General features: G+C 63.8%; 20 protein-coding genes and 2 tRNA genes. 9 read left to right on the top strand and 13 right to left on the bottom strand.

Annotated features, from left to right (window positions below):
* Nucleotides 1-148 precede the first annotated feature (148 nt).
* Nucleotides 149-1,894 (top strand): hypothetical protein, encoded by a 1,746-nt coding sequence (locus X907_RS14310; protein WP_127569164.1) that lies wholly within the window; start codon nt 149-151, stop codon nt 1,892-1,894.
* A gap of 15 nt (nt 1,895-1,909) precedes the next feature.
* Here X907_RS14310 and X907_RS14305 read toward each other — a convergent pair whose 3' ends face one another.
* The 6 genes from X907_RS14305 to X907_RS14280 all read right to left on the bottom strand — a co-directional run bounded on the left by X907_RS14305 (nt 1,910) and on the right by X907_RS14280 (nt 5,345).
* The gene (locus tag X907_RS14305; protein WP_170175585.1) at nt 1,910-2,389 is read right to left on the bottom strand and encodes a YbjN domain-containing protein; all 480 of its coding nucleotides are present in this window, start codon (nt 2,387-2,389) and stop codon (nt 1,910-1,912) included.
* 66 nt (nt 2,390-2,455) lie between these two features.
* Nucleotides 2,456-2,785 carry a gamma-butyrobetaine hydroxylase family protein gene (locus X907_RS14300; protein WP_127569160.1) on the bottom strand — a complete coding sequence of 110 codons (330 nt, stop codon included), beginning with the start codon at nt 2,783-2,785 and terminating at the stop codon, nt 2,456-2,458.
* Entirely contained in the window at nt 2,778-2,996 is a 219-nt protein-coding gene (locus X907_RS14295) for a Trm112 family protein (protein ID WP_127569158.1), read from the bottom strand. Before X907_RS14295 ends, X907_RS14300 begins: the two co-directional genes overlap by 8 nt.
* 40 nt (nt 2,997-3,036) lie before the next feature.
* Nucleotides 3,037-3,699 carry an LON peptidase substrate-binding domain-containing protein gene (locus X907_RS14290; RefSeq protein WP_170175584.1) on the bottom strand — a complete coding sequence of 221 codons (663 nt, stop codon included), beginning with the start codon at nt 3,697-3,699 and terminating at the stop codon, nt 3,037-3,039.
* Between the two features lie 77 nt (nt 3,700-3,776).
* On the bottom strand, nt 3,777-4,700 hold the full coding sequence (gene trxA / locus X907_RS14285; protein WP_127569154.1) for a thioredoxin: 924 nt from the start codon (nt 4,698-4,700) through the stop codon (nt 3,777-3,779).
* A 108-nt stretch (nt 4,701-4,808) separates the two neighbouring features.
* A complete protein-coding gene (locus X907_RS14280; RefSeq protein ID WP_127569152.1) occupies nt 4,809-5,345 on the bottom strand; it encodes a prolyl-tRNA synthetase associated domain-containing protein in 537 nt (178 codons plus the stop codon).
* A gap of 138 nt (nt 5,346-5,483) precedes the next feature.
* On the opposite strand from X907_RS14280, the gene X907_RS14275 reads away from it, so the two are divergent.
* Nucleotides 5,484-5,558: transfer RNA gene (locus tag X907_RS14275), tRNA-Gly, on the top strand.
* Between the two features lie 77 nt (nt 5,559-5,635).
* Here the strand turns inward: X907_RS14275 and X907_RS14490 are convergent.
* The 3 genes from X907_RS14490 to X907_RS14265 form a co-directional block, all read right to left on the bottom strand.
* The gene (locus X907_RS14490) at nt 5,636-5,791 is read right to left on the bottom strand and encodes a hypothetical protein (protein WP_170175583.1); all 156 of its coding nucleotides are present in this window, start codon (nt 5,789-5,791) and stop codon (nt 5,636-5,638) included.
* A 96-nt stretch (nt 5,792-5,887) separates the two neighbouring features.
* On the bottom strand, nt 5,888-6,898 hold the full coding sequence (locus X907_RS14270) for a nucleotidyltransferase family protein (RefSeq protein ID WP_127569150.1): 1,011 nt from the start codon (nt 6,896-6,898) through the stop codon (nt 5,888-5,890).
* 222 nt (nt 6,899-7,120) lie between these two features.
* Nucleotides 7,121-7,810, bottom strand: a complete 690-nt coding sequence (locus tag X907_RS14265; protein ID WP_127569148.1) for an SDR family oxidoreductase — start codon at nt 7,808-7,810, stop codon at nt 7,121-7,123.
* 207 nt (nt 7,811-8,017) lie between these two features.
* On the opposite strand from X907_RS14265, the gene X907_RS14260 reads away from it, so the two are divergent.
* Nucleotides 8,018-12,943, top strand: a complete 4,926-nt coding sequence (locus X907_RS14260; protein WP_127569146.1) for an NAD-glutamate dehydrogenase — start codon at nt 8,018-8,020, stop codon at nt 12,941-12,943.
* Between the two features lie 9 nt (nt 12,944-12,952).
* Here X907_RS14260 and X907_RS14255 read toward each other — a convergent pair whose 3' ends face one another.
* Genes X907_RS14255 through tsaD form a run of 3 tightly spaced genes read right to left on the bottom strand, consistent with a single transcriptional unit; the run spans nt 12,953 to nt 15,413 of the window.
* Nucleotides 12,953-13,288 carry a Rieske (2Fe-2S) protein gene (locus X907_RS14255; RefSeq protein ID WP_127569144.1) on the bottom strand — a complete coding sequence of 112 codons (336 nt, stop codon included), beginning with the start codon at nt 13,286-13,288 and terminating at the stop codon, nt 12,953-12,955.
* 2 nt (nt 13,289-13,290) lie between these two features.
* On the bottom strand, nt 13,291-14,286 hold the full coding sequence (locus tag X907_RS14250; RefSeq protein WP_127569142.1) for an NAD(P)H-dependent glycerol-3-phosphate dehydrogenase: 996 nt from the start codon (nt 14,284-14,286) through the stop codon (nt 13,291-13,293).
* On the bottom strand, nt 14,283-15,413 hold the full coding sequence (tsaD, locus tag X907_RS14245) for a tRNA (adenosine(37)-N6)-threonylcarbamoyltransferase complex transferase subunit TsaD (protein WP_127569140.1): 1,131 nt from the start codon (nt 15,411-15,413) through the stop codon (nt 14,283-14,285). The genes X907_RS14250 and tsaD overlap by 4 nt, the downstream gene beginning before the upstream one ends.
* Before the next feature lie 50 nt (nt 15,414-15,463).
* Between tsaD and hemC the strand changes: the two genes are divergently transcribed.
* From hemC to X907_RS14215, 6 genes are all read left to right on the top strand, one after another.
* Nucleotides 15,464-16,432, top strand: a complete 969-nt coding sequence (hemC, locus tag X907_RS14240) for a hydroxymethylbilane synthase (protein WP_233352421.1) — start codon at nt 15,464-15,466, stop codon at nt 16,430-16,432.
* The gene (locus X907_RS14235; RefSeq protein WP_127569138.1) at nt 16,429-17,157 is read left to right on the top strand and encodes a uroporphyrinogen-III synthase; all 729 of its coding nucleotides are present in this window, start codon (nt 16,429-16,431) and stop codon (nt 17,155-17,157) included. Before hemC ends, X907_RS14235 begins: the two co-directional genes overlap by 4 nt.
* A gap of 40 nt (nt 17,158-17,197) precedes the next feature.
* The gene (locus X907_RS14230; RefSeq protein ID WP_170175582.1) at nt 17,198-18,451 is read left to right on the top strand and encodes a COG4223 family protein; all 1,254 of its coding nucleotides are present in this window, start codon (nt 17,198-17,200) and stop codon (nt 18,449-18,451) included.
* Entirely contained in the window at nt 18,448-19,959 is a 1,512-nt protein-coding gene (locus X907_RS14225; protein WP_127569134.1) for a heme biosynthesis protein HemY, read from the top strand. The genes X907_RS14230 and X907_RS14225 overlap by 4 nt, the downstream gene beginning before the upstream one ends.
* Before the next feature lie 11 nt (nt 19,960-19,970).
* Nucleotides 19,971-20,618, top strand: a complete 648-nt coding sequence (gene udk / locus X907_RS14220) for a uridine kinase (protein WP_127569132.1) — start codon at nt 19,971-19,973, stop codon at nt 20,616-20,618.
* A 564-nt stretch (nt 20,619-21,182) separates the two neighbouring features.
* Nucleotides 21,183-21,258 (top strand) — tRNA-Thr (locus tag X907_RS14215).
* 28 nt (nt 21,259-21,286) lie between these two features.
* Here X907_RS14215 and X907_RS14210 read toward each other — a convergent pair.
* Nucleotides 21,287-22,159, bottom strand: a complete 873-nt coding sequence (locus X907_RS14210) for a toll/interleukin-1 receptor domain-containing protein (protein WP_127569130.1) — start codon at nt 22,157-22,159, stop codon at nt 21,287-21,289.
* Between the last annotated feature and the right edge of the window lie 163 nt (nt 22,160-22,322).

Below are 22,322 nucleotides of genomic sequence, written 5' to 3'. Positions count from 1 at the left end.
ATCCTCTGATCAGGGCAGGTCTGAGCAAACCTACAGCGCTGCCCGCCCGGAGCAAGGGGCTTGAGCGAGCCTCATGGTTACGAGCGGTTAAGCTTAACGCGCCAGTGTGGGGCTCAGCGGGGAAACAATCAGGGTGCGGGCGGGCTCCATGGCTTCGGGAAAAGTCCATTTCGAGGTCTTCTTCAAGAAGCATCCGAAGGCGGAATGGGTGCTGGTGGAAGCGCTCAACGAGCGTTCCGACGCGATTAACCTGGCTGACCGGCTTGTCGCCAAGATGCCCCGCGGTTCGGCCCGGGTGGCGCGTGAAACCTGGAATGATGCCAGCGGCACGTTCAGCACCGTCACCATTCATGAGGTAGGCGCAGAACGCTTCAGCGTTCCCGATGCCAAGACTGGCGAGGCAACACTGCCTTGCGTGACGCCGGAGGATCTGGCCGGGCCTGCTGCGCGCGATACGGTGCGCCGCGCTCTCGCCCCATGGCTGGAGCGCAAGGAAATCTGCCCGCTGGAGCTGCTATACCGGCCGGACATGGCCGAGGCGCTGGATGCGTGCGAAAGCGATCTGCAGCACGCCATCCAGAAAGTGGCGATTGCGCGCTCGCAAAACTCCGATGCATCGGTTCATGCCTATGTCCGCCTTCTCACCGAGCTGGTTGAGCGGGCGATCGAGAAGGCGCGCAAGGATGCCAGGCGCAAGGCGCTGGATCCGAAGAATGCCAGCTTCCGGGAGCTGACAGAAAAAATTCATGCTGAAGGCAGCGCCGAAACGCGCCTGCGCCGCGCCATTGCCGACCGGCTGGCCAATGCGTCCGGCATGGCGCGCAAGGCCGAAATGCTGCTCGATTTCCATGATGATCTGCCTGAAGATCCGGACGCGCGCGCCTTTGCGGCAAAGGAGGCGGATGCCTTTCTGGCCGAAATGCTCTCCTTTGACCGTGCGCTGAACCAGATACTCGGCCAGAGCCGGGATCTGGGCAGTCATGTCGAGCGTCTGACCAGCGTGTTTGCCGGCACCCAGACCCATCCCAGCATGACTTCCGCACCCGGCAATGCGCGCCGTCTCGCGTCAAAATTTGCGGCAAGTCAGCTGCCCGACAGCAAGGGCGAGATCGCGCGGCGCGTGCTGGAGGCCTTGCGTCAGCCCAAGCGTTTCAAGCCGGACAATGTGCTCGAAGAGATCGCGCTGGCCCGCTCGCTCGCCCAGCGCCTCATCGCGGCATCTGGCGACCATCTCAACCCGCAGGCCCTGGTGGAGGCGTTCACGGTGCGCTCGGCGCGCCTGTTATCACCTGAATCGGTGGAGGAGGCGCTGAAGGACGCTGTGACACCCGCCGAGGAAATTACCCGCCTCCTGTCGATGGAAGACAATCTGGTGGGTGAGCAGAACAAGGTGAAGCTGGCTGCTTACGTCCGCGCCAAGCTGTCATCACAGAAATCTGTGAGCTGGTTCGTGAAGGGCCCCGGCCAGCCGTTTGAACGCCTGGCCACGCTGTCATCACTGCAGAAGCGGGCCCTGAAAGGGACATTCCCCGAGGCGGCGAAGCTGGAAATGAGTGATGCATTTGACCAGCTGGGCGCGGCGATTATTCACGATAACAAGCTCTTTGAACGTATCAGCGCATCAAACCTGCCCGCCCTTGACCGGGCTGCGGGACTATTGCGGCTGGCCGCGCAGGACATTCTGCCACTGGGACGCTGCCAGCAGGATGCGCAGGCACGTGCCATGCGGCTTTTGTCGTCAGAGATGGGCCGGGCCGAAGCGCGCGCCGAGAACGGCCCTGCCAAGCTGCAGGAATTGCAGGGCCTGCTGGCGCGGATACAGCCCGCCCCCCGGCCTGCCGCGCCCAAAGCAGCGGAGCCGGCCGAGCCGGTACCCGCCGGGGACCATGCTTGACGAGAATGCCGCCCGCTATTCGCCGCCAGACTGAACGATTGCGCCCGCGACTTCGAGCAATGTGCTGACCGAGGTTGAAAGCGCCCCCAGCGTCGTACCGCCATTGAGCACGTCATAGCGCGAGAACACGACGTTATCGTCTTCCAGAACCACCAGCTTGATGGCCGCATAGCTCTGGTTGACCTGATTGGCGATGTCCAGAGTGGCCGGCGTGTTGGTGAAGACCAGCTCGGTCAGCAGGCCCTGGCATTGCCCGTTCTCACACACCGTACCGGCCACCAGATAGTTCATGGTGCCGGTCGTGGCCGTCACAATAGGCTGGCCTTCCTCGGATACGGCCTCATTGGTGATCTCGTGGCCAAGCCCCGTCACCAGTGCGCGCAAGCCCTGCGCATCAATGCGCTCGATCACTGGCCCGGTGGCCTGAGCGCCAGCAGGCGCTGCGAGCAGGCAGACCGATGCGAGCGCCATACCGGCGTGCAGAACCATTTTCATGTTAATATCCTTCAGAAGAACACCAGTTTGGCCCGGAGTGTGGCGCGTCATGGCATTGCTGGCAAATCAGCGGTGCGGCGCTCGCCCTGCCGCCTCGCCAAGCGCGCGCAGGAGGGTCCAAGCATAGATGCCGCTATCATGGCCGTCATCAAACACCAGGCGCACGGCATAGCGTCCGACAGGCTCTGCAGCTGTAACCATCACGCTGTCAGCATGGGGGACGGCGCGCTTCTGGCCGGGGCCATGGCCCTGCACCTCGGCAGACGGGCTCTCGCGCCGCAGGAGGCCATAGGGGATGTCGAACACCGCGCCATCATCAAAGCTCGCCCGCAAACGCCTGTGCGATGCCTGAAAGGCGAGGCGGACGGGCCAGGGCGTCTGCCTGGGCTCAGCCATCTAGCTGGCGGGCTTCTTCGGGCAGCATGACCGGCACGCCTTCGCGCACCGGATAGGCGAGCCCCGCCGCGCGCGAGATCAGCTCGCCTGCCTCGCGGTCATATTCCAGCGTCTGGCGTGTGACCGGGCAGACAAGGATTTCCAGCAGCTTCGGGTCCACATGGGCGGACCGGCGCGGATTGGGCGTGTCGGTGGGTGTCTCGGTGCTCATGGCTAGCGTCTTTACGGCATTGCCTGCGGGTCAGGCAAGCCTAGTGCAGCCGGCCGGCCGGACCCGATGACGGGCCGCGCAAGGCGTGCTCCAGCGCGCCTTCCATCAAGGTGGCCAGAAGCTCGCGGCGCACGCAGGGCCTCGAGGCCTGCAGGAGTGCCTGCTTGCAGGCCGCGTCAAAGGGCGCTGCCATGGCGACCTTGCCGGTGATCGCCGACAGGGGTGCGTGGTCCATCGATGCCCAGTCGGCATCAATCCCGGCATGTTGGAAAAAGCGTTTCAGGAGTGCGAGGAAGCCGGCCCGGTCTGCGCCCGGATCGTCGGCTTCGGGTCCGTCAATATCACGCTCGAACCCGGTATAATCGGCGCGCCCGACGCGATAGGGGGTCTTCATGTGCGGCTGGGCGGTCAGGGTGAAGCGGGAAACGCCCACCAGCACGATCAGATAGCGTCCGTCAGTGGTTTCCGAATGTTTGGCGATGCGCCCTGCCGTGCCGACCCGTTCGAGGTCTGGATGGTCACGCGGGCCGGTCTCGCGTGGCTGGATCATGCCGATAAATCCGTTCCCGCTCATCGCGTCATCGACCATGTTCAGATAGCGCGGTTCAAACACGTTCAGAGGCAGGGCCTCACCCGGCAGCAATATGCAGCCGCGGATCGGGAAGAGCGGCAGCGTGTCCGGCAAGGCGGGGTGAACGGTCATCTGTCTTCGCGGGCCTCCTGATAGTCGTGGCGTGTCCACTCCAAAGAGATAGGCCTCAGCCGCCCCGCAGCCAGCTTCTAGCTGAACAGGATGGAGGAGAGACGCTTGCGCCCGGCCTTTGTCAGCTCGGATGTCTGCCCGGCGGCCTCGAACACGCGCAGCAATAACTGGCGCGCCGCGCCTTCGTTCCATTCGCGGTCTTGCGCGATACTGTCGAGAAGCGCGCTCGCGGCGCCTTCCAGATCGCCTGCACCGATCAGGGCGCGGGCAAGTTGGTAGTGCAGGGCTGCGCCCTTGCCGCCGGCTTTCTCAAGGGCAGCCCTCGCATCGGCAGGATCACCGGCATCCTCGCCTTCGCTGGCCAGCTCCATGGCGGCGCGCACGCCCGCTATGGCCGGATCGCCTGCCTTGGCTGGCGGCACCTGTGCCAGCACGCCTTCAGCGCCCTCCCGGTCGCCCTGGGAGAGGAATACCCGTGCCATGCCCGCCAGGGCGCGGGTATTGTCCGGGGCCGCCTGCAGGACGGCGGCAAAATCCTGCGCTGCGCCGCCCGCATCGCCTCTTGCAAGCGCCTGTTCTGCCTGTTCGAGCACATCGTCCAGCGCGGCTTCGTCGACGTCTCCGCTAATGCGCTTGATGAAGTCGTTGATCTGGCTTTCGGGCAGCGCGCCCATGAAACCGTCAACAGGCTGCCCGTTCACGAAGGCCAGCACGGCTGGGATGGACTGGATGCGCAGCTGGCCGGCCACTTGCGGGTTCTCGTCGATATTGATCTTGACCAGCTTCACCTTGCCGCCAGCCGCATTCACGGCCTTCTCGATGACGGGGCCGAGCTGGCGGCACGGACCGCACCAGGGCGCCCAGAAATCGACCAGGACAGGCACCTGCTTTGAGACCTCCACCACGTCGGTCATGAAATTCTGGTCGGTGGAGTCCTTCACATGGCCACCGCCGGGATTGCTGGCCGGTGTGCTGGCGGGCTGATTGCCGAAAATCTGCATGACGTCTGATCCCTGGAGTTCCTGTCCGGGGCGCAGGAGGGGCATCCCGGAATGTCTAATATGTTGCGCCTTAGGTGGACTGGCAGAGGCCAGACTGCAAGTAGGCGGTCACGCCACGGCCGTGAAATCCATGATTTCCGGTTCACGCCCAAGCGCTGCCAGAAAGGCCAGCAGTCCATCGCGCGATATGGCGGTGGTGGCGTCATTCTTCAGCGGATGGAAGTTCACGGTCTCGTGCGTCATCAGCGCGGCGTCGAGGATGAAGCGCACCCGGCGCTGAGGATCATTGACGAGCGCAAAGGCGGTTACCGAGCCGGGGGTTACACCCAGTGCCTCTTCCAGCCGCTCTGCCGACCCGAAGGAGAGCCGCCCGCAGCCCAGACGCTCGTGCAGGCGCTTCAGCTCGATCGTCGTCGAGTGCTCGGCCGAGATCAGGACGAGATTGCCCTTTTTGTCTTTCAGAAACAGGTTCTTGGTGTGCCCGCCGGGCATGTGAGCCTTGATCTGGTCGCTCTCGGCAACGGTGAAGACCGGCGCGTGATCGTGCGTGGTGTGGGCAATGCCCAGCGCATCGAGAAAGCCCAGCAGGCTCTCGCGGGTGACGGGCGGGGCGGGCAATGGCGGGGCCGGGTCTGAAACTGTCATGGCTTCCTTCCTGCCCCGTGCAAGCGCCCGGATGCAAGAGATGAAATGAGCGCCGCAGTGAAGGCTTGCCAAACCATTCGCGATGCGCGATATACCGCGCCCTCTGGTCCATGTGACCAGCCCCGGTAACGCATATGAGCGGGCGTAGCTCAGGGGTAGAGCATCACCTTGCCAAGGTGAGGGTCGTGAGTTCGAATCTCATCGCCCGCTCCATTTTCCGGACCAGATCCCGATAATTCGTGATTGGACTGGCTGCCCGGCGCCCCGGCGTTTCGTAGGCAGTTACACGTCTAGCGGCTTTTGCGCGGCGCTACCGGAGCGGGCGGGTCGGAGGCTGGAAAGCTTTCTTCCAGCGCTTCGTCGAGCGCCTCTTCACGAGCGGAGTTGTGCGGACGCTCTTGCGAGGGCGTAACGGGTTTGGGCGGAACCGGATGTTTGCGGGCCATTCTAGCCTCCCTTGCTGTTGTGCAAGAGCTAACCCGTCGGTCTGCCAGTCTGTTCCCTTTCCCGCTGGGCATACGTCGCCAGCCGGACCTTGCAACTCAGCAGAAAGTGAGCCGCGCTCTGGCCTCTGGCAGGCGGTCCAGCGACGCGTCCATGGCTGAGCGCCATTTGGCACCGCGCGCGCAGGCATCTTCATAGGCAAGCCCCAACTCCTCGGGCCGGTCCTCTTCCAGTATGCGTATAAGCAGATCTGCCTGGGCAAGGTCCTTTCTTGCCTTGGCTGCGCTTTCCTTCCGGCGCTGGCTGGCAACGATGAGCTTGTGGATGGCGTAGCGCTCCACACGCGGCACCTGAATGAGGACCCCGCTGCGATACAGGCCGACGGCCTGAACCGGTTCAGCGATCAGATAGTTCAGATATGACAGCGCCCGCGCATCAACGCCCAGCGGTGCGAGAGACACGACGTCCTGGTGTGACTGCATCCTTGGAACAAGAAACTCGACCATCAACCCGTCGCCGGGCATCCTCCAGCGTGTGTGCTTGCGGCTATCACCTGCTTCGGAGACCGGATGCAGGCCCAGATCGGCGAAGGTTCTTGCCAGAGAAGGGTCGGGCTTGTCGTCGATGGCGAGTTTGAGGTTCTCGAACGCCGCAACATCAACATCTGCGGTAAGTCCCAGTTCGGGCGGGAAACGCACCCCCAGCTCGGCGCTGTAGAGCCGGAAGGCGTGGGTGCCGATTAATGTGCCGCCAAGCCGGAACGCTCCGGCCACGGCCATGGCCCGCAGCACCTTGCCCGTTTGCCGGTCGAGGGCTGGCAGTCCGGCGGCGCGCAACTGTGCCACCATGGACGCGCACCGCTTTTCAAAAACGGCATGATCCGTGGCCGCGTCACGGCCCGCTTCAATCCTTTGGTCCAGTTCGGCGCTTTGCGGGCCGAGATAGCGCTCCACAATCCGGTTGCCGAGGCGTTTGCGGACATACCAGTATTTGCGTCCGCTTTTCTCCTTCAGGACCGGTGTTCCACCCAGATTGCTGACGGCCTGCTGCCGGTGTGCCTCCAGGAGGTCTTGGTAGGTTGTCTGAACGGAAAGGGGAAAGGTGTCCATATTGCCCCACAAAAGATTATTCTGTGGGGCAATAGCAGTTTGCCCCACGAAAGTAAATATTGTGGGGTAATTATCCGCTCATTCCGCCGCTGATCCGCTCGTGCGTTGCCGGCGTATTAGAAAGACGGGTCTCCGTTTGCGTGTCCCCAGCCTGCCATCGTGAGACCCGAAGGGCGCTGCCGGACTGTCCTGTCCCCGTCTGGCAGCGCCCGCCTTTCCTTTTTACCAGTCGAGATCTTCGCCGCTGACATGGAAGAAGCGGCCATTCATGGCCGGGTTGGCGCGCGCAATGAGATCGAGCTGGCCTTCCACGCATTCATTGACGGTCAGGGTGCCGCCTGCGCCGCCCATATCGGTCTTCACCCAGCCAGGGTGGAAGATGAGGGTGATGATTCCTTTGGGCTTGAGGTCGATGCTCAGTGACTTGCCAATCGCGTTCAGCGCTGCCTTGGACATGCGGTAGGCGTAATATCCGCCGCTGGTATTGTCGGCGATGGAGCCCATACGGCTCGATTGAAGGGCAATCACCTTTAGCTGGGACTGCGCGACCTGACCGGCGAAGGTTTCCGCCAGCTCCAGCGCTGCAAAGGCGTTGACCTGCGCGATTTCAGCCATGCCGGCATAGTCAGTCTGGCCGAAGCCCTGCTCGCGCGGGCCAAACATGCCGGCATTGGCGAACAGAATATCGATCGGGCCCTTCACCGCACTGGCCAGAGCCTTGCCGGCACCGGGCCGGGCGGCGTCATATTCCAGCAGGGTCAGGCGTCCGTCACCGGGATCGAGCGCTTTTAGCTCACTGGCCTTGCCGGGATCGCGGCAGGCTGCACTGACATGCCAGCCGCGCGACAAAAGAACACGCGTGTGTTCCAGGCCAATGCCACGGTTGGCGCCGGTAATGAGCATGTGGGGCATGGTTCGACAGTCTCCGCAGAAAAAGGACTTGTTTTCAGTCACGCAACGAACCACACCGCGCGCCAATTGGTCCAGTCTCGGTGTTCATCATGCCGCAGTGGCGTTCATCGCTTGAACGGCGCAGCAGTGCAGCTAGGCTGGCGTCATCAATAGCGGCGCGCCGCCCCCGGCGCGTACCCGCAAGTCCGAAACGGAGCGCCCCCGAGCATGACCGCTGTCGTCAGTTCCGCCCATGCCTTTGACCGCGATGAGTTTCTCAAAGCAGCCCGCAAGCACTGGAAGGCCCGCTTTGGCGGACTGGATGATGCCGCTGCCAGCTTTGCCGAACAGGTCTGGGAAGATTCCCTGTCTGATGATCTGCAAGGCATCACGCAGGATGATGCGCTGACCGTCTTTGGCGATTTCTGGGAGTTCGCGGCCGAACGTGCCAGCGACAAGATCAAGGTGCGTGTGCGTGAAGGCAAGGGCAGCGACGGCAAGCCGCTGGGGCGCGACATCGTCGAGGTCATCGGGCAGGACCGGCCATTCCTGGTCGATTCGGTGATGGGCGAGATCGCCTCGCAGGGTCTTGATGTGCTCGCCATGGTTCACCCGATTGTGCAGGTGCGCCGGAACGAGGATGGCAAGCGCAGCGGCAAGGATGGGCGCGTTGCCGCCGAGTCCATGATCCAGGTGCATGTCGATCTGCTTGATCCGTCCGCACGCGAGGCGCTGGAATCAGAGGTGCGCGCGACGCTGAGCGATGTGCGCGAGGCGGTCGAGGACTGGCGCGACATGCGCGCGCGCATGGATGAGTGCCTGGAGCATCTCAAGGCTGCCAATACCCGCGCGCCGCGCGAGGAGGTGGAGGAATCACTCGCCTTCCTGAGCTGGCTGCGTGACGACCATTTCGCGTTCATCGGCTGCCGTGCTTACGCGTTCGACGTCGACGAGGAGGGCAATCTGCGCTCGCGCGAGCCGGAAATCCTCAAGGACAGCGGCAAGGGCATTCTGCGCGATCCTGACCGCACCGTGCTGCGCCGCACCTCCGAACCGCTGGTCATTGTGCCGGCCATTGAGGCTTTCCTGCGCGCGCCGAGCCCTGTCATCGTGGCCAAGGCCAATATGAAAAGCCGTGTCCACCGGCGCGTCTACATGGATTATATCGGGGTCAAGCGTTACCGCGATGATGGCGCGGTGGTGGGCGAGACGCGCTTTGTCGGCCTGTTCACGGCAGAGGCCTATGACCAGATGGCGCGCGATGTGCCGCTGATCCGGCGAAAAGTGCGCCGCGTGCTGGACAAGGCCGGCAAGGCGCCAGGCTCCCACTCTGCCAAAAAGCTCCAGCACATTGTCGAGAACTATCCCCGCGACGAGCTGTTCCAGACCTCCGAAGAGGATCTGCTGAAGATCAGCCAGGGCATTTTGCACCTGTTCGACCGGCCCCGCACGCGCCTCTTCCTGCGCCGCGACCAGTTTGACCGCTTTGTCTCGGTGCTGCTCTACGTGCCGCGTGACCGCTACAATACGCGCGTGCGCATCGAGGCGGGCGAGCTGATCCGCAAGGCCTTCAATGGCCGCCTGTCGGCCTTCTACCCCATGTTTGGCGATGGCGCTCTGGCGCGCGTCCACTTCATTATCGGGCTGGACCCGTTCAACCATCCCGAGCCCGACCCGGCCGAGCTGGAGCGCGAGATCGCGCTTCTGGCGCGCACCTGGGAGGACGAGCTGGAAGCTGAAGCGCGCCGTGATGGCGATGCTGATTCCTTGCGCGCGGTGCGCACCTATCTGGATGGCTATACGGCCGGCTACCGCGAGCGCTACCAGCCCCTGTCGGCACTGGCTGACATCGCACGGCTGGAGACCCTGTCGGCGGACAATCCGCGCGGCGCGCGCGTATATCGCGAATCCGAGGATGATGACGCGCATCTGCGTGTGAAGCTCTACAGCCATGGCCGGATGCTGGCGCTATCGGATGTGCTGCCGGTTCTTGAAAATCTCGGCCTGCATGTCGAGGCGGAGGCTGGCTATCCGGTCCAGCGCCAGCGTGATGGCGAGGAGCGCGAGACGCTGTGGGTGCATGAGTTCGAGGTGGGCGCGCGTTCGGGTGAGTTTGCAGAGCTGGAAACCCTGGCGCCGCTGTTTGAGGACGCGGTTCTGGCCGTCCTGGACGGGCGGACCGAGGATGACGGCTTCAACACGCTGGTGCCCGCGATCGGTGTCAGCTGGCGCGAGGCGGCTTTCCTGCGCACGTGCGCGCGCTACCGCCAGCAATCGGGCATGGATCCGTCGCAATCCATCCAGGAAGAGGCACTTGGCGGGCACCCTGAAATTGCGCGCTGCCTTCTGGAATTTGCCCGCCTGCGCTTTGATCCTTCGCTCGATCTTGACCACAAGGCCCGCGAGGAAAAGTCGGCGGCGCTGGAGAAGGAGCTGCGCGGCAAGCTCGATGCGGTTTCCAGCCTGGACCACGACAAGGCCCTGCGCCGGCTGGTCAAGCTGATCAAATACACGCTGCGGACCAATTTCTACCAGACCAATGAGGACGGGCAGCCCAAGCCCTGGATCTCGCTGAAGATTGCCAGCCGCAAGATACGAGACCTTCCTGCGCCCAAGCCCTATCGCGAGATTTTCGTGTGGAGCCCGCGCGTGGAGGGTGTGCATCTGCGTTTCGGGCCTGTGGCGCGCGGCGGGCTTCGCTGGTCGGACCGGCGTGAAGATTTCCGCACCGAGGTTCTGGGCCTTGTGAAGGCCCAGCAGGTGAAGAACGCCGTCATTGTGCCGGTCGGCTCCAAGGGCGGGTTCTATCCCAAGCAATTACCCAAACCTTCGGACCGGGAAGCCTTCATGGCCGAAGGCAAGGAGAGCTACCGCACCTTCCTGCGCGGTCTTCTCGACATCACCGATAATCTTGACGCGGACGGTAATGTCGTGGCGCCGGACAATGTCGTGCGCTGGGACGGGGAAGATCCCTATCTCGTTGTCGCGGCCGACAAGGGTACGGCGAGTTTCTCCGACATCGCCAATGGTGTCGCCACGGACGAGTATGATTTCTGGCTGGGCGATGCCTTCGCCTCTGGCGGGTCTGCCGGCTATGACCACAAGAAAATGGCGATCACCGCGCGTGGCGGGTGGGAATCGGTCAAGCGCCACTTCCGCGAGCGCGGCAAGGACATCCAGAGCGAGCCCTTCACGGTGATTGGCGTGGGCGATATGTCCGGGGATGTGTTCGGCAATGGCATGCTCTTGTCGAAGCAGATCCGCCTTCTGGCGGCGTTCGATCATCGCGACATCTTCATTGATCCCGATCCGCAGGATACCGAAGGCAGCTGGAAGGAACGCAAGCGCCTGTTCGAGATGGACCGTTCCAGCTGGCAGGATTACGATTCCAAGCTGATCTCAAAGGGCGGGGGCGTGTTCTCGCGCTCTGCCAAAGCGATCCAGCTCAATGACCAGATACGCGCCTTGACCGGCCTTGAAGGCAAGAGCGCGACGCCAAACGAGGTCATGCACGCCCTTCTCAAGGCTGAGACCGAGCTCCTCTGGTTTGGCGGTATCGGCACCTATGTGAAGGCCGCTTCCGAGCAGAACTACCAGGTCGGCGACAAGAATAATGATGCCATCCGGGTCGATGCCGAAGAGATGAAGGCGTGTGTGGTTGGCGAGGGCGCAAACCTGGCCATGACGCAGGCCGCCCGCATTGCCTTTGCGCGCAAGGGCGGCCGCGTGAATGGCGACTTCATCGACAATTCGGCCGGGGTGGACAGCTCTGACCATGAGGTGAATATCAAGATCCTGCTCAACCCGATGATGCGTTCGGGCGATATGAGCCGGGAGGACCGCAACAAGCTGCTGGAATCCATGACCGACGACGTGGCCGAGCATGTGCTCCGCCATAATTACGACCAGACGCTCACCCTGACGCTGGCGCGCGAGCGGGCAGCCAAAGACCTTGATGTGCATGAGCGCGTCATGGAGAGCCTCGAAGCTGAGGGGCGTCTGGACCGCGCTGTCGAAGGGCTGCCCGGCAGCGAGATCATAAGGGGTCTCAAGGAGCAGAATGACGGGCTTTCGCGGCCGGAAATCGCGATCATCACCAGCTATGTGAAGATCGCCCTGTTCGACAAGATCGTGGCCTGTGACGTGCCGGATGATCCGCACTTCACCGATACGCTCGTCACCTATTTCCCGAAAGCCCTGCACAAATTTGCCGACGCCATGGACGGCCACCGGCTGAAAAGGGAGATCATCGCGACGCGGATCGCCAATGATCTGGTGAATATGGGCGGGCCGGACTTCCTGCAGCGGGCGCTGGAGCTGAGCGGGGCTGATACGCCTGCCATCGCGCGGGCCTTCGCTGCCGCGCGCGAGATTTTCCGTATCGACGACCTCATGGCGCAGATCAATGCGCTCGATAACAAGGTGCCTGCGAGCGCCCAGACCAGCCTGCATGCTGAAGTGCGCCGCCTGCTTTTCAAGCAGACAGTGTGGCTTGCCCGGCGCGCGCGCACCGAGGACGCGGGCAAGGCGGCACCTGTGGGTGATATGATTGAGCGCTACCAGCAAGGCGCTGACCAGCTGCGCGAATGGGGTGAGAGCATCCTGTCCAGCCATGAGCGTGCCGGTGTGGCCGGCCGCCGGTTACGTCTGACCGAGGAGGGCGCGCCGGCGAAGCTGGCGGGCGCAGCGGCGCTGTTACAGCCACTCATTCCCGCCACGGACATTATCGATCTGGCAGCCAGGGCGGGCTGGCCGCTGGCGGCGGCTGCGCGCGCCTATCATGCTATCGGGGAGCGTTTCGGGTTCGATCCGTTGCGCTCTGCGGCCAGCTATCTGACCTCTGACGAGCATTGGGACAGGCTGGCGACGCGCCGTCTGGTGGAGGATCTGTTTGCCAGCCAGCTGGCCATCTCCACCGCCATTGCCCGCTATGCGGATGAGGCAGGCGGCAAGCTGAAGGCGGGCGTGGAAGAGCCATCCGGGGAGTGGGCGGGGGAGCTGGTCTCGTCCTGGGAAGTCACCCACGCCCAGGAGGTGGACCGCACCGATCATCTGATCGAGCAGTTATCGGCCTCTGGCGGGTGGACGCTCTCCAAGATCGCCATTGCTTCTACCGAGCTGCGTGAACTGGCGCAGAACGCTTCGGCGGAATAGGGGGAAAGGCTAAGCCGCGACGATCTCGCCGTCCTTCACCTCTACCGGCACAGGTTTGAGGCCTGCCTTCCCGGCAGGCCCGCCCGTGCAGGCGCCGCTCTCAATGGCAAAGCTTGCCCCGTGAAACGGGCAGACGATGAACTGGCCTTCGCTGACCAGTGTGCGTCCCGAAGGCAGGCAGAGCGGACGGCCCTGATGCGGGCAGACATTCACATAGGCAAAGGCCTCATCGCCCTTGCGCACCAACAGGACCGGCAGAGGCTCATAGTCTGACGGGAAGGCGCCCGGATCGCCAAGCGCATCCAGGCGGCCCAGCACCGTGCCGGGTGGGGGCATATCGCTCATGCTCACGCGCCCTCGCTGGTGAAGGGACGTGAGAGCAAGGCGTTGATGGCGTCATCGACGCTCGCCCTGCCGCCTACAATCGCGGCCACGGCCTCGCAGATCGGCATGTCGATGCCATGGCGTGCAGCCAGCTCCATCACCGCCGGCGCCGTTGCCACCCCCTCTGTCACGGAATTGCGCGCGGCCATGATGTCTGCCAGCGCCTCGCCCCGGCCCAGCGCCAGCCCGCACGACATATTGCGCGATTGCGGCGAGGAGCAGGTGAGCACCAGATCGCCCAGCCCGCAAAGCCCGGTGAGGGTTTCACGCTGCGCGCCCAGCGCTACGGCGAGGCGCGTCATCTCGGCAAATCCGCGCGCGATGAGGGCAGCGTGGGCTGATTTGCCAAGCCCGCGCCCTTCGACGATCCCGGCGGCGATGGCGAGCACATTCTTCACCGAGCCGCCAATCTCCGCGCCGATCAGATCATCCGCCAGATAGGGGCGGAAGCTTGCCGAACCGATCATCTTGATGAGCTTTTCGCCTGCGCCCGCATCGGTGCAGGCGAGCGTCACGGCCGTCGGCAGGCCGCGCGCCACATCGGCGGCAAAGGACGGGCCGGAGAGGACGGCGGGAATGGCTGAGGGGAGGGTTTCGGCCAGCACATCGCTCATTAGTTTCAATGTGCCACGCTCAATGCCCTTGGAGCACAGCGCGACGGGCGTGCCGGGTTTGAGATGCCCGCCGAACGCCTCAAGGCTGGCGCGCATGTGCTGGGCAGGGGTGACGACCAGCCAGGCATCGCAGGCCGAGAGGTCTGCGGCATCATTGGTGGCGTGGATGGACGCGTCGAGCGTCACGCCTTTGAGGAAGGCCGGGTTTTCACGGGTTTCGTTGATGGCTTTTGCCACTTCCGGCTCGAACGCCCAGAGGATAGAGGGCGTGCCGGCGCGCGCTGCCGCCTGCGCCAGCGCCGTACCCCAGGCGCCTGCCCCGATAATGCCCAGTCTTGCGCTCATGCCTTTGGCCCCTTCTTGCCAGACCCTAGCAGCGGATCATCGCTGGCGGCACCGTAATCCAGCGGCCAGCGCGCGCGTGCCGGTACGGTAAGATCATCAGTGATGCCGAGGCGCAAACGCTCCGCGCCCGCCAGCGCAATCATCGCGGCATTATCGGTACAGTATTTCAGAGGCGGGAAGAGTGTACGGAAGCCTCGTGCCTCGGCCTCTTTCACCAGTGTGTCGCGCACGGCCCGGTTGGCGGCTACACCGCCCGCCGCGACCAGCACCCGGCCTTGAGGGTTTTGCTCTGCATACATATCCAGCGCCCGGCCTGTGCGCTCGGCCAGATGCGCGGCGATGGCAGACTGCGCAGCGGCGGCAAGGTCGGCCTTGTCTGTGTCGTCAGGGCTTTCCAGCGCGTCAAAGCTGCGCTTCACGGCTGTTTTCAGGCCCGCGAACGAGAAATTGCAGGACTTGTCGTGGGCCAGCATGCGCGGCAGGGGGAAGCGTGACGGGTCGGTTACTTTCGCCGCGAGCTTTTCCAGCGCAGGTCCGCCCGGAAACCCAAGGCCCAGCACCTTGGCGGACTTGTCGAAGGCTTCACCGGCCGCGTCATCAATGGTGGAGCCGAGCCGGGTCATCTGCCCCACACCGTCCACGCTCAAAAGCTGGGTATGCCCGCCGGAGACCAGCAAAAGCAGCCAGGGAAAGGGAAGCGGTTCGACAAGGCGCGGGGAAAGCGCATGGCCTTCGAGATGATTGACGGCGATCAGCGGCTTCCCCGAACCGAGCGCCAGTCCTTTTGCGGTCATAAGTGCGGCCATCACCCCGCCAATCAGGCCGGGACCGGCGGTGGCCGCGATGGCGTCCAGCGCGTCAAAGCCCAGCCCTGCCTCCTCCATCACCTCGCGGGCCAAATGGTCCATGCGTTCGGCATGGCTGCGCGCGGCAATCTCCGGCACCACGCCGCCAAAGGGGGCATGATCGCTATTCTGGTTGACGACGCGCTCGGCCAGAACTTGCGTGCTTCCGTCAGGGTTCAGGCGCAGAATCGCCGCCGCGCTGTCATCACAGCTCGATTCAAGGCCCAGCACGGTAACGGGCTGGGCTTCTTGCGCGCCGGGGTGGGTATGGGATAACGCCATACCCATCCGTTAGCGCCGCTCCGGCAGGCTGACAACTCACGGAGATCATCTTGACCGCTTCCCTGCCCGTCATGGCGCTCGCCACCCGCACCTCTCCGCTGGCCATGGCGCAGGCGCTGATGGTGCAGGCACGCCTCGCCGCTGCGCACGGTGTTAGCGACGCCGAAGCAGGTTTTCCGATCCTTGGCCTTGTCACCACGGGCGACCAGATTACCGACCGGGCGCTGCTGGATGCTGGCGGCAAGGGGCTCTTTACCCGCGAGCTGGACCGCGCGCAGCTGGACGGCGAGGCGGCCTTTGCGGTCCATTCGATGAAGGATGTGCCCACCCATCTGCCGGACGGGCTGGAGCTGGCTTGTGTGCTCGAACGCGAAGACCCGTCAGACATATTGCTGACCGCTTCGGGACCCGGCACGCTGAAGAGCCTGCCCCAAGGGGCGCTAATCGGCACAGCCTCCTTGCGGCGTCAGGCACAGGCGCTTCATGCCCGGCCAGACCTTCAGATCACGCTTCTACGCGGTAATGTCGGCACACGCCTGCAGAGGCTCAAAGACGGGCCGATCGCTGCGACCTTCCTCGCCAAGGCGGGACTGAAACGGCTGGGCCGCCCGGAAGGGGACTGGCCGGGCCTTGATTTCGCACACAGCCTGCCTGCCCCGGCGCAGGGCGCTATCGGTGTGACGATCCGCAGCGATGATGATGCGGCCCGCGTGGCCCTCGCCCCGCTGAACCATGCCCCCACCGCCCTTGCCATCGCAGCCGAGCGCGGCGTGCTGGAAGCGCTGGACGGGTCCTGCCGCACGCCTTTGGCGGCGCATGGCGTGTTTGAGGGCGATACGCTCCATCTGACAGCCGAAGTGCTGAAACCTGACGGATCGCAGCGCTGGCGCATGAATGATACGCGAACCGGAATCGACACGGTTGAAGCGGCGCGCGCCTTCGGCCTGTCTCTGGGAGAGGCCCTGCGCAAGGATGGAGGCGCGGCGGTGGAGGCCATCCTTACCGGCACAGGGTCATGAAACCCGGCCTGCCGGTCATCATCACGCGCACCCAGCCGGGCAATGCCCGCACCGCCCGGGCCGTCCGGGCAATGGGCTTCATCGCGATAGCCTGCCCGGTTTCGCAAGTCGTGCGCTCGCGTGCAGTGATTGGCGCTGATGGCGTGGATGCGCTGGCCCTGACCAGCGCCAATGCGCTGCGGGCCGTGCGTGATGTCAGACCGCTGCTTCATCTGCCGGTGTTCGCCGTTGGTGAAGGCACGGCAAAGGCCGCGCGCGAGGCTGGTTTTGCGTCCGTCACCAGCGCAGACGGCGATGCCGAAGCGCTGGCGCGGACCATCGCGCGAGACCTGCCCGTAGGCCGTCATGTCCTGCATTTGAGCGGGGAGGACCGGGCAGGTGATCTGGCGGGCATGCTGGAGGTTTCCGGCCTCCGCGCCACGACCCGCACCGTTTACCGAACCCGGCTGGCGCGGGGCCTGACAGCGCGTGCCAGAGAGGCGCTTGCAGATGGTCCGGCCATCGTGCTCATCCACTCTGCGCGGGGAGCGGAGCGTTTTCTGGCGCTTGTGAATGCGGCGGAACTCACTGCTGCCCTCGCGCGTCTGGAGTTCATCGCCATATCGGAGCGCGCCGCTGTTCCGTTGCACACGCGCGGTCTGAACGTGCGTATCGCGGCACAACCTGCTGAAGGCAGTCTTCTGGCCGCGCTTGATGAACTGGCGAAGCGGCGCGGCGCACCCTAGAGTGAGCAAGACGCAGAACCAAAGGCGCGAAGACCCGATCATGCACGCGGACTCCCCTGAAGACACCCCTCCGCCCGGCGAGGCTGAGCCGATCGATGCCGAATTTGAACCGGCAAAGCCTGAAAAGCGCTCCGGCGGCGGCAAGGCGGCGATGCGTCTTGCCGGTTTTGTACTGGCGCTGGTGCTGGCAGGCGGTGTTGGCGGGGCTGCGGGCTGGTTTGCAGCGGGCCTCAACCGGGAGGGCGCTCCGGCAGAAGCCAGCGCAGAGATCGCCCGGCTGGAAAGCCAGCTGGCAGGGCTGGACGCGCGCCTGAACGCGGCAGAAGACCGGCCGCTGACCGAAATGGTGCCGACCGAAGCCTTGCGCACATTCGACAGCGAAATACGCGCGCTGGAAGAGCGTGTGGAGGCGGTGGAGGCACGCCCGGCGGGAGAGACGGGCGCCGGGCTTGATGAGGCCGCGCTGGAGGCATTGCTGGATGAGCGCGAAGCGGGGCTTCGCGCCGAGATCGATGGTCTGCGCAGTGCCATTGAAAACCGGCCTGTGGCTGGTGACGGGGAGGTTGATCTTGCCCCGCTGGAAGACGCGGTTGCGGCCCTTGAGAGGCGTCTGAACGAAACTGCACAACAGGCTGAGGCAGGCCTGGCGGCCCTGTCGGCGCGGCAGGATGAAGCGTCCGGGGCGTTGTCAGAGCAGATGCGCGATGCCCTGGCCTCGCGTGATGAGAGCATGCAGGCCCGGCTTGATGCCCTTGAAGCCCGGCTGAGCGAGGCTGAAGCCAGCGCGGGCGGTGAGGCAGAGGCTGTCGAGCGGTCGGCGGCGCGCATTCTGGCGTTCACCGCTTTACGCGAAGCGGCGCAAGGCTCAGAGAGTTTTGAGGCCGAGCGCGCCAATATGGCCCGGCTCTGGCCAAACGCGCCGGGCCTTGCCGCCCTGCAGCCTCATGCGCGCCGGGGCGTGCCATCGTCTGATGAGTTGGCAGACAGCTTCCCCGCAGCGGCGATCCGCTCCGCCTCCGGCGAGACGCGGCGCTTTCTGGGTCTGTTTGAAATCCGCCCTGCCGATACCAGCCCTGATAGCGCGCTGGCTCTGGTAGCGCAGGCTGAAAACCGCCTTGCGCGCGGCGATCTGTCTGGCGCGGCGGAGGCGGCAGGGCGCCTCGACGGCCCGGCAGCCGAAGCGGCGTCTGACTGGCTGGTTCGCGCCCGCGCCCGCCTTGAAATCGAGGCCGCCCTCATCACACTGCGCAATGCGCTCAGCAGCGATGCCACTCCGGGCAGGAGCACGCCATGATCCGCCTTATCCTCACTGTTGCCTTGTGCGTCGTCACGGCGATCCTCGCCGTCTGGCTGACCTTGAACCCCGGCACGGCCAGTTTTGAGTTCCTTGGCTGGCAGGCCGAGACCAGCTTTGCGCTCTTCATGGGCGTGCTGATCGTTGCGGCCTTCGTTCTGACCGTGCTGTGGTGGCTGATCGCGAAGATGTGGGGCGCGCCCGATGCCTGGCGCAAGCTGCGCCAGCGCCGCCGCCGCGAACAGGGCGTTGATGCGCTGGAACGCGCGCTGATTGCCGCTGCGGCAGGTGAAGGCGAGCTGGCCGTGCGTCAGGCGGCACGCGCTGATGCCCTGCTGGAGCGGCCTGCCCTGTCGCGTCTGCTGGCTGCCAGAGCCGCAGAGGCCGCAGGCAATCTTCTGGCCGCACGCGGACATTACGAAGCCCTGCTGGAAGACCCGAAAACGCGTCTCGTCGCCCATCGTGGCCTCTCCGTGCTGGCCGAAACACAAGGCGAGACCGGCAATGTCATAACCCATGCGGGCAAGGCGTTTGCCGAGGCCCGCACCGCCCGCTGGGCGTTTGATAGCCTGTTCAATGCGCAAATTGCCGCCGCGCGCTGGGACGAGGCGCTGGAAACCCTCTCCGAAGGCGAGAAGCGCCGCCATATCGCGCCGGACAGCGCCGCGCGCCGCCGGGCGGTGATCCTCACTGTCAAGGCACGCCAGACCCGCCAGAGCGATGCTGAGAAGGCCGCAGAGCTCGCCGAGAAGGCAGCGACTGCCTCGCCCGGCTTTGCGCCCGCCGCCGTGCTGGCAGGCGATCTGCTGCCCGCGCGCCGCCGCCACCGCAAGGCGGCAGACATCCTCGAAACCGCCTGGCGGCTGCGGCCCCACCCGGCGATTGCACGGGCCTATGGTGAGCTTCGCAAATCCGATACGGCGGCCAAGAAGGCGGCGCGCCTGCGTACGCTCGCCGAGTTCAATCCCGACAACCGGGAATCGCGCCTGCTGCTGACCGGTATTGCCCTGCAGCAGCGCAATATCGAGGCCGCGCGCAGCGCCATTACGCCGCTACTGGCTGAAACGCCCCTCTCGGCGCGCGTGTGTACGCTGGCAGCCCGCCTGACGCGTCTTGAGGGCGATGAGGACGCTGCCCAGCGCTATCTCGCCCGCGCCGCCCATGCGCCCGGCGAACCGGACTGGTCGGACATTGATGGCGACGGCGAAGCCTTCAATTTTGCCGAAAGCGACTGGCAGCGCCTTGTCTATGCCTGGGGCGATGAAGAACGGCTGATCCATCCGCGCCATGAGCGCTTCGAGATGATCGCCGAGGCCATCCCGGACCGGGTGCTGCTGGAGGCGCCCAAACCGGCTGCAAAAGAACCGCCTGCCACTGACACGGCTCCTGTCATCATCGCGCCGGCCCCTTTACCAGACCGGGAAACGAGACAGCGCGAGGAGACCCCGGCTGCGGGTCCGCGCTTTGCGCCCGATGATCCGGGCGTTGATGACGACGACAAGGGCTAAGGGACTAGCGGATGGCACGGCTGATCGTGGGGGTAAGCGGGGGATCAGCCTCCGGCAAGACGGAGATTGCGCGCGCCGCCGCCCGCGCGATTGCGCCGCTGAGCGCGCTCGTCATGGCCGAAGATGATTATTACGGCGATCACGGTGCCTCGCCCGATTTTGACGCCGCCCGCTTCAATTTCGATCATCCCGCCTCGCGCGATCACGCTTTGCTGGCCGAGCATCTGGACGCGCTCAGGCGCGGCGATAGCGTGGACGCGCCGATCTATGATTTCACCATTCACCGCCGCCGCGCCGATACGCGCCGCATCGCGCCGGCGGATGTCGTGCTGGTGGAGGGTATTCACCTGTTCTGCGATGCGCGGCTCAAAGAGCTGTTTGATATCCGCGTCTATGTCGATGCGCCCGACGATATTCGCCTCGCCCGCCGCCTGCTGCGTGATGTGAATGAGCGCGGGCGCACCGCCCAGTCCGTCGTTGGCCAGTATCTGGGGACGGTCCGCCCCATGCACCATGAATGGACGCACCCCAATGCCGATTGCGCCCATATTGTGATCGGCAATGACGCTGCCGCCGCCCGCCCGGCCGACCATCTCGAAGCCTTCTTCGATGCGCTGGCAAAGCCGGTCGTGGAGGCGATAAGAGCGAAGGCGGGGTAGGGGTTACGAGATACGCCCTCCTACCCTCGTCATTCCGGGGGAGCGTAGCGACACCCGGAACCCAGATTTCGTTTCACCGGCGCACGCCGGTGCCCAGTCTTTCTGGGCCCCGACTTTCGTCGGGGAAACGGGGCATCACCAATAGTCTCTCAAGTTGTCATGGCCCGGCTTGCCTGCGCCCGCGCAGGCGGGTGTCCGGGCCACCCATGCCTGAGAGTTGGGGGCTAGGGGGCAGGCCGCGAAGCGGCCTGAAAAGCGCGACTGCGCGCCCGCGACTGCCTGTGCCCGCGCAGGCGGGTATTCGCGGAACATCGCAACGCGGCCTGCCCCCGGCTACGACCGGGGGATGCGTTGCGGAACTAAAAGAGGCATGGGTCCCCCGGATCGCTTCGCGACCGGAGGATGACACGTCATCACCTGAGGCAGTCAGGTGCGAAACCGCGCCGCCGCCACCTCACGCACAAGCGCGCTTGCGAAGACACGCGTTCGCGGATAGTTTGCGCGCTGTTGCGGGAGGGCCGTCCGGCTCACGCCCCGCACACGCCCGTTCCATGACGTGGCAAGGCCGCTTTAGCTCAGCTGGTAGAGCAACGCATTCGTAATGCGTAGGTCGCGTGTTCGAGTCACGCAAGCGGCACCATTTCCCGTAGCTAGTGGGCGAGTTGCGCTCAACTCCATTTTTTTAGCAACGCTCTAACGCGATCAGGGACACCCCATGAGTAGGAAATTTGATCGTTCTCTTCTAGGGCCTGTTCGATTCTGGAATTAAAACTGTCTTCCCATACTTTTAATTTTTCTAAATACTCAATTCTGATTTTTGCAGTGTGAAAGCTTCCGCTTTTTACAAAAAGATCAACTAGTATTTTAGCCATAATAGACTGAAGTTTTTTATGTTCTATTGTTGCTTCAAAAATCTCAACGGCAATCTGAGCAGATTTTTTACCATTACCGTTAAATCCTTGGAATCTACTTACAAAGCCATGAGGATCAGCGCCGCAGCGAACAGTGAAGACCGGGACGCCGCGTCCTAGGGCGTAACCAATTTCTTGATCGCACCAAGCGCTTTCTTTGAACCCGGGATGTATGATTGCGAGTAGAAGGTGGCAGGAGGATAGCGCAGCTTGAATTTCCATCTCCCATTCATGGGTAGGAGTAATGTCGTTGTGGGCCACGAAAGCCGATATTCCTAATCGTTTTAGATCCTCCTGCAACTGCGCGGCCATTCCGCGGTGCTCTGTTAAATGTGATATAAATAAACGTAGTTTCCCTTCTTCCCAGCAAGTTGGTTCTTCAACCTGCTTTTCTACATCGTTTTTCTGTGGCACCTCCATTCCAAAATGTTCTGCTAATTCACACAGAGTTTCATCGGCAGCGTCTTGTATCATGGTCACAATGTAGCTGTTTGTATTGCCTGACCACTGATCGATCGTCGGGAGCGAAAACTGACCCAACGTTAGATCGATAGAGGTCCAGTCTTCGTCTTCCATTCGACTGGCAATGTTCTTAATCATTTTAATTCTATTAGACTTTGTGAGTTTCAATTTATTCTCGCCTCATCCCATAACCAATTAGCTGCCGCTAGCTTACTTCGGCTTGAGCTAATTTCCTAGCAAACCCACCCCCTTCCCCTTCGCCCCGCTTTGCCTATCATCGCGCGCTTAAAAGGCCCGTCAGTGGCCGGGGTGGGGCGAAGTTCTCCACCCC

Source organism: Glycocaulis alkaliphilus (assembly GCF_004000605.1).
In the GTDB taxonomy this organism is placed as follows: Bacteria; Pseudomonadota; Alphaproteobacteria; order Caulobacterales; family Maricaulaceae; genus Glycocaulis; species Glycocaulis alkaliphilus.
Note: the sequence above shows the minus strand (reverse complement) of the source record. Positions and strands in the feature narration are given on the sequence as shown.

What these genes read in the sequence shown, in the direction of transcription:
- X907_RS14225 (WP_127569134.1), top strand. Translation starts at nt 18,448, where the DNA reads ATGATCCGCCTTATCCTCACTGTTGCCTTGTGCGTCGTCACGGCGATC.
- X907_RS14260 (WP_127569146.1), top strand. Translation starts at nt 8,018, where the DNA reads ATGACCGCTGTCGTCAGTTCCGCCCATGCCTTTGACCGCGATGAGTTT.
- X907_RS14290 (WP_170175584.1), bottom strand. Translation starts at nt 3,699, where the DNA reads ATGACCGTTCACCCCGCCTTGCCGGACACGCTGCCGCTCTTCCCGATC.
- X907_RS14490 (WP_170175583.1), bottom strand. Translation starts at nt 5,791, where the DNA reads ATGGCCCGCAAACATCCGGTTCCGCCCAAACCCGTTACGCCCTCGCAA.
- X907_RS14270 (WP_127569150.1), bottom strand. Translation starts at nt 6,898, where the DNA reads ATGGACACCTTTCCCCTTTCCGTTCAGACAACCTACCAAGACCTCCTG.
- X907_RS14250 (WP_127569142.1), bottom strand. Translation starts at nt 14,286, where the DNA reads ATGAGCGCAAGACTGGGCATTATCGGGGCAGGCGCCTGGGGTACGGCG.
- X907_RS14280 (WP_127569152.1), bottom strand. Translation starts at nt 5,345, where the DNA reads ATGACAGTTTCAGACCCGGCCCCGCCATTGCCCGCCCCGCCCGTCACC.
- X907_RS14265 (WP_127569148.1), bottom strand. Translation starts at nt 7,810, where the DNA reads ATGCCCCACATGCTCATTACCGGCGCCAACCGTGGCATTGGCCTGGAA.
- X907_RS14235 (WP_127569138.1), top strand. Translation starts at nt 16,429, where the DNA reads ATGAAACCCGGCCTGCCGGTCATCATCACGCGCACCCAGCCGGGCAAT.
- X907_RS14305 (WP_170175585.1), bottom strand. Translation starts at nt 2,389, where the DNA reads ATGAAAATGGTTCTGCACGCCGGTATGGCGCTCGCATCGGTCTGCCTG.
- X907_RS14295 (WP_127569158.1), bottom strand. Translation starts at nt 2,996, where the DNA reads ATGAGCACCGAGACACCCACCGACACGCCCAATCCGCGCCGGTCCGCC.
- X907_RS14255 (WP_127569144.1), bottom strand. Translation starts at nt 13,288, where the DNA reads ATGAGCGATATGCCCCCACCCGGCACGGTGCTGGGCCGCCTGGATGCG.
- X907_RS14230 (WP_170175582.1), top strand. Translation starts at nt 17,198, where the DNA reads ATGCACGCGGACTCCCCTGAAGACACCCCTCCGCCCGGCGAGGCTGAG.
- X907_RS14310 (WP_127569164.1), top strand. Translation starts at nt 149, where the DNA reads ATGGCTTCGGGAAAAGTCCATTTCGAGGTCTTCTTCAAGAAGCATCCG.
- trxA (WP_127569154.1), bottom strand. Translation starts at nt 4,700, where the DNA reads ATGCAGATTTTCGGCAATCAGCCCGCCAGCACACCGGCCAGCAATCCC.
- tsaD (WP_127569140.1), bottom strand. Translation starts at nt 15,413, where the DNA reads ATGGCGTTATCCCATACCCACCCCGGCGCGCAAGAAGCCCAGCCCGTT.
- udk (WP_127569132.1), top strand. Translation starts at nt 19,971, where the DNA reads ATGGCACGGCTGATCGTGGGGGTAAGCGGGGGATCAGCCTCCGGCAAG.
- X907_RS14300 (WP_127569160.1), bottom strand. Translation starts at nt 2,785, where the DNA reads ATGGCTGAGCCCAGGCAGACGCCCTGGCCCGTCCGCCTCGCCTTTCAG.